Source organism: Bartonella sp. AU18XJBT (assembly GCF_028618595.1).
In the GTDB taxonomy this organism is placed as follows: domain Bacteria; phylum Pseudomonadota; class Alphaproteobacteria; order Rhizobiales; family Rhizobiaceae; genus Bartonella.
This window is the reverse complement of record NZ_JAQITE010000115.1, coordinates 1-1,973: the sequence shown is the minus strand read 5'-3', so window position 1 is coordinate 1,973 and position 1,973 is coordinate 1. Positions and strand designations below refer to the sequence as shown.

General features: G+C 39.7%; 1 pseudogene. It reads right to left on the bottom strand.

From position 1 onward, the window contains the following. A pseudogene (locus PVV60_RS10295) lies at positions 1–1,973 on the bottom strand (hypothetical protein); the annotation flags it as partial.

Here is a 1,973-nt window from a genome sequence, read left to right as displayed (position 1 = left end):
CGCATCGCTCGAAGCTGATGCTATAGAACCATTCGCAAGCGATGTGATCTTGCTGTTTGTCTTCTCACCATCTTTTTCTCCATGCTTGGCTACAAAGCCTTTTGCATCGTCATCCCACAACAGCGCATCGCCTTGCACAGATTTCGTAATGTTCGTGACTTTTTCATTAAAATCATTAACGATATTCTGCACATTCTTATCAATTCCGTCAAAGGCTTCCGCTACATTATTGTAGCTCTTTTCTTCAACTTCATTATTCTCTGAATTGAAAATTTTGAGCTTGAAAGTTGGTTTGTTCAATACGCCATTCTCATACTTAGCATCGCCGCCAAAATATTCTGCAACTTTATCGCCTAGGGAATAAAGCTGAGAACCTGTTATAGCTTCATGCGAATCTTTCTCTATCTTACCATCAGCGACATTGACAATCTTGCTCGCATCCTTCTCACCATGAGCGGCATTGTAGGCACCGCCATCACCTACACTATCATCCCAATTTAAACCATTTGAAGAGACGTCCTTTTCAAATTCCTTAATGCGAGCGTTCACCGTCTTGATATTATCATCAAGTCCTTTAAAAGCAGAACCAACATCGGTATGAGATTTATCTGTTACTTCACCTTTTTCATCAATATTCGATAATTTATACTGTAGTTCTTTAAAGTTTTTGCCATCAAAAGATACTTCCCCACCTAAAATTTTCACTAAATCCTCAGTGATTGTATGAATCTGACCACCATTAACGGTATCTGTCGAATTTGCGTTAAGATCTCCACCCGCAAGCCCTGTTATTTTCTTATTACCAGCATCAATACCATCCGCTATTACTTTGGGACCATTTTCAATGGTTAAACCCGTTTTATCTAAAGTGACGTCTTGTAATTTTACGCTGTTTAATGTGACATCTTGTGCCAAATCAAATGTTATTTTTTTATCTTTACTGTCTCTTGCATTACTATTTTTAATCTCAAAGTTTTTGCTTCCAGAGACCAAATTTAATATATCACCCGGCTTAAAGCCTGAAACAGCCTCATCATTAAGAGAAAGTGTCCACCCTTGTGCTACAAATTCTCTTAATTTTTTCAGCTGCGCAATGTTGACAGCATCAGTGTCATTGGTACCAGCGGCAACACCTGTAAGCTGTCGTGTTATCTTATTCGGAGTATCACCAATACTAAAAGCTCCTTGAGTGCTTTTCCATATCACATCATCATTTGTTGACTGGCTACCTATAGAAGGATCATAGCCAACAGTAGACGCCGAGTTACGAGAAACAGATTTATAACCCACAGCAACACCACCAGTAACATCAGCTTGTACTTGTGCATTTGAGCCCAATGCAATACTATTTTCAGCAGATGCATTTGAAAGTCCACCTAATGCCATACTATTTTCAGCAGATGCCGCTGCAAAACCACCTAATGCAATACTATTTTCGGCAGATGCATTTGAAAGCTTCCCTAACGCAATTCCTGCATCCCCTTTTGTCTTTGATCCAATACCTATAGCAATACTTCCTTGCCCACTTTCTTCCTCACCGGCTGCAATTTTAATGCTCTTCGATTCGGCATTCCATTTAAAGACACTATCATCGGTAGCTTTTTTAATCTCATTGTGAAGATTTACATAAGACTTACCCACACTCTCAAAGGCTTTTGCTACATCCGAAAAACTTTCTTCTTCAATCTCATTCGTCTTAGGATTGAAAGTTTTAATCTTGAACTTTGGATCATCCCATTGGCCATTCGTAAATTTAACACCACCGCCTAAATATCCGGCTATATGGGTCGCTACAACATTCAACTGACTCCCATTTACCGCATCTTGTGAATCTGCACTAAGATCACCAGATGCAATACCAGTTACCCTTTTATTTCCAGCACCAATACCACCTGTGGTTATTTTCGGACCATCAGTAATGACCAGACCTGTTGCATCTAGGGTGGTTGTGCCTGCCTTTAAGCTCGTTAATG